Raw genomic sequence first — 8,059 nt, forward strand, 5'->3', positions numbered from 1 at the left:
CAGGCAAGAGGTCGTTGGGGAAGACGTACCTACAGCTATGGAGGATGGAATGTCTGTTGCACTGACCCGCGGTGTGTTGTTCGTTCACTCGGCCCCGACCGCCCTGTGCCCCCACGTCGAGTGGGCCATAGGTTCTGTTGTGGACAAGCGGACGGACCTTGAGTGGACCGCTCAGCCAGCAGCGCCCGGAATGTTCCGGGCCGAGCTGTCGTGGACCGGAAACCCGGGCACGGGGGCTCAATTGGCGTCTGCGCTCCGCGGCTGGGCGCACCTGCGCTACGAGGTCACGGAAGAGCCCAGCCAAGGCGTTGATGGCGGCCGCTGGTCCCACACCCCGGAGCTTGGCATCTTCCACGCTGTCACGGATGTGCATGGCAACATCATGGTTTCCGAGGACCGCATCCGGTACGCCTACGAGTCCGGCGCGGGCGACCCGTCGGCGGTCTACCACGAGCTGTCCCTGGCCCTCGGCGAGGCCTGGGACGAGGAACTCGAACCGTTCCGACACGCGGCCGAGGGCGCTCCCGTGCGTTGGCTGCACCAGGTGGGCTGAACCTCCGGCCCGCGGGGGGCTTCCCCACAATCACTCCATAGCATCGCAAAACGACAGCCGGCGGCACGGTTCCCAGGAACCGAGCCGCCGGCTGTCGCTGTCGTTGGCGGCGCCGCAGGTGACGTAGTCTCGTTCCACCGCCTACTCAGCCATGAATGGAGAGAACATGCGCGAGCTCGTGTACTACGTCGCCGTCAGCCTGGACGGTTTCATCGCGGCACCGGACCACACCTTCGATGCCTTTCCCGTCACCGGGGACCACATGGACACCATCATGAAGGACTACACGGACGCCCTTCCGGGGCCTGCGCTGGCCGCCCTCGGGCTCACGGCGCCGCTAACGCGCTTCGACACCGTCCTCATGGGCTGGAACACCTATGCGGTGGGGCTGGCCCAGGGCCTCGACAACCCGTATCCCCACCTGCGGCAGTATGTGTTCTCCCGGACGCAGACCGCCGTCCCGGCCGCAGTCACCACCAGTGCGGAGGACCCGGCCGCCGTCGTCCGGGAACTGAAGGCCGGGCCGGACGGCGCGGACATCTGGCTGTGCGGCGGAGGGCAGCTGGCCTCCGCCCTGGCCGGCGAGATCGACCGGCTGGTCCTGAAGGTCAATCCCGTGACCTTCGGCGCGGGGATCCCGCTCTTCGCCGGCCACGGCTACACGCCCCGGAACGCGGAGCTGGCCAACAGCAAACGGTTCGACTCCGGCGTCGTCATCAACGACTACCGCCTGAATTAACATCGAAAACGCAGATGGCGGCAATGTTCGCGAGGAACATTGCCGCCATCTGCCAACTCGGCGCCGCGGTGGGGCTAGATGCTGCGCACCGCGATCACGGCGTTGTGGCCGCCGAAGCCGAAGGAGTTGCTCAGCGCTGCGATGCTGCCGGACGGCAGGTCGCGGGCCGTGGTGACGACGTCGAGCGGAATCTCCGGATCCTGGTTCTCGAGGTTGATGGTCACCGGGGCCTTGCGGTCATAGATGGCCATGACGGTCAGCACGGCTTCCACCGCACCGGAGGCGCCCAGCAGGTGCCCCATCTGCGACTTCGTGGCCGAGACCGCCACGCTGTCCACCTGCTTGCCCAGGGCGGCCTTCAGTGCCGCGTACTCCGGCTTGTCGCCGACCGGGGTGGAGGTGGCGTGCGCGTTGACGTGCACGACGTCCTCCGGCTGGATCCGGCCGTCAAACATGGCCGCCTTCAGAGCGCGGGTGGCGCCGAGGCCCTCCGGGTCCGGGGCGGTGATGTGGTACGCGTCGGCCGTGACCGAGGTCCCCGCCAGCTCGGCGTAAATCCGGGCGCCACGGGCCAGCGCGTGCTCCTCGGCCTCCAGCACCAGCGCGCCGGCGCCCTCGCCCATGACGAAGCCGTCACGGTCACGGTCGTAGGGGCGGGAGGCATGCTCGGGATCATCGTTGCGGCGCGAGAGCGCCTGCATGGAGGCAAAGGCGGCGATCGGCATCGGGTGGATGGCAGCTTCGGCGCCACCGCAGACGACGACGTCTGCCTTGCCGGAGCGGATCAGGTCCAGGCCCATGTGCACGGCTTCGGTGCCCGAAGCGCAGGCGGAGACCGGGGTGTGGGCTCCGGCGCGGGCGCCCAGGTCAAGGCTCACGGCCGCAGCCGGGCCGTTGGGCATCAGCATGGGCACGGTCATCGGCAGGACGCGGCGGGGGCCCTTTTCGCGCAGGGTGTCCCAAGCGTCCAGGAGCGTCCAGACGCCGCCGATGCCGGTGGCGTACGCCACGGCCAGCCGGTCGTGGTCGATTTCGGTGATGCCGGCGTCGGCCCACGCTTCGCGGGAGGCGACGACGGCGAACTGGGTGGAGGGGTCCATGCGCTTGGCTTCGACCCGGCTCAGGACCTCGGTCGCGGGGGTGGAAGCGCGTGCGGCAAAGTGGACGGGCAGTTCGTACTTGGCCACCCAGTCGTCTTCAAGCGTGTGCGCGCCGGAGACGCCCTTCAGCGCGTTCTTCCACATCGTGGGGACATCGCCGCCGATGGGCGTGGTGGCACCCAGACCGGTAATGACTACTTTGCGTGCCATGGGATCACTCTCTGTCGGTGCGCCGGCCGCGTCGGAACCCGGGGAACGGGTGCGGCGGCCTGCGTTGGAAAAACTCTGGGGTGGTGCATGAGGAGGTACTGCAAAAGGCACGGTCCGGGGGAGCAGCTGCGCCCCCGGACCGGCCCGGGGCCCGAATTAGGCCTGTGCGTTCGCGATGAAGCTGACGGCGTCGCCGACGGTCTTGAGGTTCTTGACCTCTTCGTCCGGGATGCGCACGCCGAACTTCTCTTCAGCGTTGACGACGATCGTCATCATCGAGATGGAGTCGATGTCCAGGTCCTCGGTGAAGGACTTGTCCATTTCGACAGCCTCGGTGGCCAGGCCGGTCTCTTCGTTGACGATTTCAGCCAGGCCGGCCAGGATCTCTTCGTTGCTAGCCATTGGTGGCTCCTTTTCTTGTTGGTGCCGTGGGCTGCCGGAGTGCCGGAAACTTCGGGCGGTAAATGATTCAAACCGAGGTTTCGGTTTGCTCTGGGATTTGAAGACGTGGAGAGGCGGGACGCCTACGGAAGCACGATCACCTGTGCGCCGAAGACCAGCCCGGCGCCAAAGCCGATCTGCAGGGCGAGCCCGCCGCTGAGCTGCGGGTTTTCCTGCAGCAGGCGGTGGGTGGCCAGGGGGATGGACGCGGCGGAGGTGTTGCCGGCGTCGGCGATGTCCCGCGCAATGATGACGTGCTCAGGCAGCGCCAGCTTCTTGGCCATCTCATCGATGATCCGCATGTTCGCCTGGTGCGGGATGAAGGCTGCAAGGTCGTCAGCGGAGATGCCGGCGGCGTCCAGGGCCTGCTGGGCCACCTTGGCCATTTCCCAGACCGCCCAGCGGAAGACGGTCTGGCCGTCCTGGCGAAGGGTCGGCCAGACGGCTGCCTCGGTGACGGCGGCCTCCTCGGCGCTGAGGGCGCTGTCCTGCTTGCCTGCCGGCGCGTGGTTGCGGATGTCCAGCATGGAATGGGTCATGCCGATCGCATCCCACTTGCTGCCGTCCGATCCCCATACCGACGGGCCGATGCCCGGGGTGTCGGACGGGCCGATCACGACGGCTCCCGCGCCGTCGCCGAGGAGGAAGGAGATGGTGCGCTCGGTGTTGTCGATGACGTCGGAGAGCTTTTCGGCGCCGACCACGAGGACGTAGTCGGCCGTGCCGGAGCGGACCAGCGCGTCGGCCTGGGCAATGCCATAGCAGTAGCCGGCGCAGGCTGCGGAGATGTCGAAGGCCGGAGCGGGCGTGGCGCCGAGGCGGTCGGCGAGGCTCGCGGCGGCGGACGGCGTCGCGTAGGGGTGGGTCACGGTGGAGACGATGACGGCCCCCAGCTGGGATGCCTCGACCCCGGCCCTCTGCAGGGCTTCCCGGGCGGCGCCCTCGGCCATGTCGATCACGCTGACGTCGGCGGGGGCGCGGTGCCGGGTGATGATGCCGGTGCGCTGGCGGATCCACTCGTCCGAGGAGTCGATCCACTGGCAGACGTCATCATTGGTGACGACCACGCTGGGCCGGTACGCGCCGACTCCCATGATGCGGGTGTTCTCGTGCAGGGGGGCCTGCTTCAGGGCGGGAACGCTCATGCCTGTCCTTCCAGTTCTGCGAATAGGGCCAGGGCGGCGGACAGGTCGTCCGGGGTCTTGACGGTGACGGTCTTGACGCCGGGCATGCCGCGCTTGGCGAGTCCGGCCAGGGTACCGGCCGGGGCCAGCTCGATCACACCGGTCACGCCGCGGCGCACCAGTGTTTCCATGCAGAGGTCCCAACGGACCGGGCGGGACACCTGGGCAATCAGGCTTTCGACGGCGGCGCCACCCTCGGTGACTTCCGCGCCGTCGTAGTTGGACAGCAGGGGGACCTGCGGGTTGCGCGGGTGCAGCGTGGGCTTCAGGGCCTGCAGCGCCGCGACGGCGGGGGACATGTGCGAGGTGTGGAACGCGCCGGCGACCTTCAGCGGAATGACCCGGGCTTTTGCCGGCGGGTTTTCCGCGAGGGACTTGAGCTGCTCCAGGGTTCCTGCCGCGACAGTCTGCCCGGCGCCGTTGACGTTGGCTGCCGTGGCGCCGCTGGCCTCGATCGCCGCCAGGACCTCGGCCGGGTCGCCGCCCACCACGGCGCTCATGCCGGTGGGGGTGGCGGCGGCTGCGGCCGCCATGCTGTTCGCACGCTCGCGGACGAACGTCATGGCTTCGGCTTCGGTCAGGACGCCGGCCAGGGCAGAGGCCGTGATTTCGCCGACGGAGTGGCCGGCGAGGATCACCGGCAGGGTGCCGAGTTCGACGTCGAACAGTGACTTTGCGGCCACCAGCCCGGCGGCGACGATCAGGGGCTGCGCAACAGCGGTGTCCTTGATGGTCTCCTCATCGGAGGTGGTGCCGTGGGCGGCGAGGTCGATACCTGCGATTTCGCTGAGGGAGGCCAGGTGGCCTGCGACGGGCGGCAGTTCCAGCCAGGGGGCCAGAAAACCGGGGGTCTGGGAGCCCTGTCCAGGGCAGACGATTGCAAGCACGTATCCAGCTTTCCAAATTGCGGCGTGAATTATGGTGCATTCATGCACCAAGCTCATCGGGTCACTTTGTAGGAAGTCTACAACCCATCAGGAGCTGTTCCGCGAAGGCTGACGTTCCGTGGCGGGCTTGGGCGGGGCCGCCAGACGGCCCACCACCAGTGCCGTCTGAAGCACAAAGGCCTCCCGCGGCAGGAGCGGATCCCAGCCCGTGACGTCGCAGACGCGCTTCAGCCGGTACCGCACGGTGTTGGCGTGGACGAAGAGTTCACGCGCCGTGGCCTCCAGCGAATGGCCCAGTTCAAGGTACGTGCCCAGGGTCTCCACCAGGCCGTTGGACGCCGCCAGCAGGGGCCGGTAGATGTTCTTGACGAGGGAGCGGCGGGCGGCGTCGTCCCCCGAGATCACGCGCTCGGGCAGGAGGTCATCGGCTGCCACCGGCCGCGGCGCGGCGGGCCAGGCGCGGGCGGCGGTGAGCCCGGCGAACGCGGACTGGGCGGAGCCGCTGGCCTCCAGGAGGGAACCCGCTTCAGCGCCGTACACCACCGGGCCGGGAGCGAAAAGCTCGGCGAGTTTCAGGTACGCGGTCTCGCGGTCGTGCACCCCGCCGAGGATGAGGATGAGCCGGTCGCCCTGGATCCCCACCAGCGCGTCCTCGGCGAAACGACCCGCCGTGCGGCGCAGCTCGCTGACGTAGCTGGCGCTCGGTTCGGACGGGGAGTTGCCCACCATCACGGTGAAGCGCTCCTGCGCCTTCCAGCCCAGCGCCGCAATCCGGGACCGCAGGGCATCGGTGTTTTCGCCGCGCAGGATCGCGTCGACAATCAGGGCCTCCAGCCGGGTGTCCCATGATCCGCGGGATTCGGCGGCGCGGGCGTAGACATCCGCGGCGGCAAACGCCACCTCGCGGGAGTACCGCAGCACCGCCTCGCGGAGGGCGCCCTGGTCCGCCTCCGGTGCAATCACGGGGACCTGGTCCTCGACGACTTCCACGACGATCCGGATCAGCTGGAGTGCCTTCTGCAGGCTGATGGAGCGGGTCAGCTCGGTCGGGGCGGTGCCAAAGACGTCGGACAGGATCCACGACGGCGAGCTGGGCCGCTCGTACCAGGTGACGAACGCGGCGATGCCGTTCTGCGCCACCATGCCCAGCGCCGAGCGCTCGTCGGAGTTGAGCCGGCTGTACCAGGGCAGGGATTTCTCCAGCTGGCGCAGTGTCGTCGTGGACAGCTGGCCCACACTGGCCCGCAGTTTTTTGAGGGTCTCCACCTTCTCCGGAGGCATCGCCCTTGAGGCGGGCTTGCGTTTTGCAGGAGTGGTGATCGGCTCGGCCATGCATCGAGCATACGGTGCCTGCCGGGCAAGCTCCATTTGTGCAAAGGCTACAACGCGCTTTGTGTTTAATCACAGTGCCAGGTCCGCAGGACCGCGCACCGGCTCACCCTGGGGCCGGCGCCCCCGCGGCGTGCAACGGAGTCCCGGGTGCCGGGATTAAACAAACGACGGCGGCCCCCGCCTTCCGGTGGGAGCCGCCGTCGTGTGCTGCCGGGCTGGACTTAGGAGTCGCCGCCCGCGTTGCCGGTGGTGCCGGCGTTCACGTTGTGCAGCCGGTACTTCTCGATCGCCTGGGCCGGAGCCTGGGCATCCACCTCGCCGCGGCGGGCCAGCATCTGCAGCGAACGGACAACCACGGAGTGGACGTCGTTCTTGAAGAAGCGGCGGGCAGCGGCGCGGGTGTCGGAGAACCCGAACCCGTCCGCACCGAGGGAGGCGAACTCGTTCGGCAGGAACTGGCGGATCTGGTCCGGCACGGCCTTCATGTAGTCCGTGACAGCCACGATCGGGCCTGTGGCGCCGGCGAGCTGTTCGGTGACGAACGGGACGCGGGCGGGCTGGCCGGGGTTGAGGAAGGCTTCCTCTTCGGCGGCCATGGCGTCGCGGCGCAGTTCGCTCCAGGACGTCACGGACCAGACGTCGGCGGAGACGCCCCAGTCCTCAGCGAGGACGCGCTGTGCCTCGAGGGCCCACGGGACGGAGACGCCGGAGGCCAGGATCTGCGTGCGCGGGCCGTCGATCTTGGCCGGCGCCAGCAGGTAGATGCCCTTGATGATGCCTTCGACGTCGATTTCCGCCGGCGCTGCCGGTTGGGAGATCGGCTCGTTGTAGACCGTGATGTAGTACATCACGTTCCGCGACGGGTCGTTGTCGGCCGGACCCGGACCATACATACGGTTGAGGCCGTCGCGCATAATGACGCCGATCTCGTAGCCGTAGGCGGGGTCGTAGGTGACGACGGCGGGGTTGGTGGCGGCCAGGATGGGGGAGTGCCCGTCGGCGTGCTGCAGGCCTTCACCGGTGAGGGTGGTGCGGCCGGCGGTGGCGCCGATGATGAATCCGCGGGTCATCTGGTCCGCGGCGGCCCAGAAGGAGTCGCCGGTGCGCTGGAAGCCGAACATCGAGTAGAAGACGTAGATCGGGATCAGCGGTTCGCCGTGCGTGGCGTAGGACGTGCCTGCCGCGGTGAATGCGGCGACCGATCCTGCCTCGTTGATGCCGGCGTGCACGATCTGGCCGGAGATGGACTCCTTGTACGCCAGGACCAGCTCGCGGTCCACGGACAGGTAGTTCTGGCCGTTCGGGTTGTAGATCTTCGCCGTCGGGAAGAACGCGTCCATGCCGAAGGTCCGGGCCTCGTCCGGGATGATCGGGACGATCCTGTTGCCGAACTGCTTGTCCCGCATGAGGTCCTTGAGCAGGCGCACGAAGGCCATGGTGGTGGCCGCAAGTTGCTTGCCGGATCCGCGGTTCGCCGCTTCGTAGGCCTTGTCATCCGGGAGGGTGACGTCGGTGTGCTTGGAGCGGCGTTCGGGGACGAAGCCGCCGAGTGCTTTGCGGCGTTCCATGAGGTACTGGATTTCGGGGGCGTCCGGGCCGGGGTGGTAGTACGG

8 protein-coding genes are annotated in these 8,059 nt (G+C 68.3%); 2 read left to right on the top strand and 6 right to left on the bottom strand.

All coding sequences use genetic code 11. The features are described from left to right. Positions 1-49: 49 nt before the first annotated feature. Together AR539_RS10875 and AR539_RS10880 are read left to right on the top strand one after the other, a co-directional pair. Positions 50-553: a DUF3145 domain-containing protein gene (locus AR539_RS10875; RefSeq protein ID WP_056426723.1), complete on the top strand. Its 504-nt coding sequence runs from the start codon at positions 50-52 to the stop codon at positions 551-553. A 166-nt stretch (positions 554-719) separates the two neighbouring features. After that, positions 720-1,292, top strand: coding sequence for a dihydrofolate reductase family protein (locus AR539_RS10880; RefSeq protein ID WP_066436051.1), 573 nt, complete (start codon positions 720-722; stop codon positions 1,290-1,292). Between the two features lie 74 nt (positions 1,293-1,366). On the opposite strand, the gene fabF is transcribed toward AR539_RS10880, so the two are convergent. The 6 genes from fabF to AR539_RS10910 all read right to left on the bottom strand — a co-directional run. Next, the gene (gene fabF / locus AR539_RS10885; protein ID WP_066436052.1) at positions 1,367-2,602 is read right to left on the bottom strand and encodes a beta-ketoacyl-ACP synthase II; all 1,236 of its coding nucleotides are present in this window, start codon (positions 2,600-2,602) and stop codon (positions 1,367-1,369) included. Between the two features lie 156 nt (positions 2,603-2,758). Further along, entirely contained in the window at positions 2,759-3,004 is a 246-nt protein-coding gene (locus AR539_RS10890) for an acyl carrier protein (protein WP_018773434.1), read from the bottom strand. A gap of 122 nt (positions 3,005-3,126) precedes the next feature. After that, positions 3,127-4,188, bottom strand: a complete 1,062-nt coding sequence (locus tag AR539_RS10895) for a beta-ketoacyl-ACP synthase III (protein WP_066436055.1) — start codon at positions 4,186-4,188, stop codon at positions 3,127-3,129. Then, positions 4,185-5,114, bottom strand: coding sequence for an ACP S-malonyltransferase (locus tag AR539_RS10900; protein WP_197410596.1), 930 nt, complete (start codon positions 5,112-5,114; stop codon positions 4,185-4,187). The genes AR539_RS10895 and AR539_RS10900 overlap by 4 nt, the downstream gene beginning before the upstream one ends. 87 nt (positions 5,115-5,201) lie before the next feature. Then, complete coding sequence (locus AR539_RS10905; RefSeq protein ID WP_066436058.1) at positions 5,202-6,446, bottom strand: PucR family transcriptional regulator; 1,245 nt, start codon at positions 6,444-6,446, stop codon at positions 5,202-5,204. 221 nt (positions 6,447-6,667) lie between these two features. Next, positions 6,668-8,059: transketolase-like TK C-terminal-containing protein (locus AR539_RS10910; protein ID WP_442854400.1), on the bottom strand; the 1,392-nt coding region annotated here is incomplete at its 5' end.

This window comes from Arthrobacter sp. EPSL27 (assembly GCF_001512305.1).
Classification (GTDB): Bacteria; Actinomycetota; Actinomycetes; order Actinomycetales; family Micrococcaceae; genus Arthrobacter.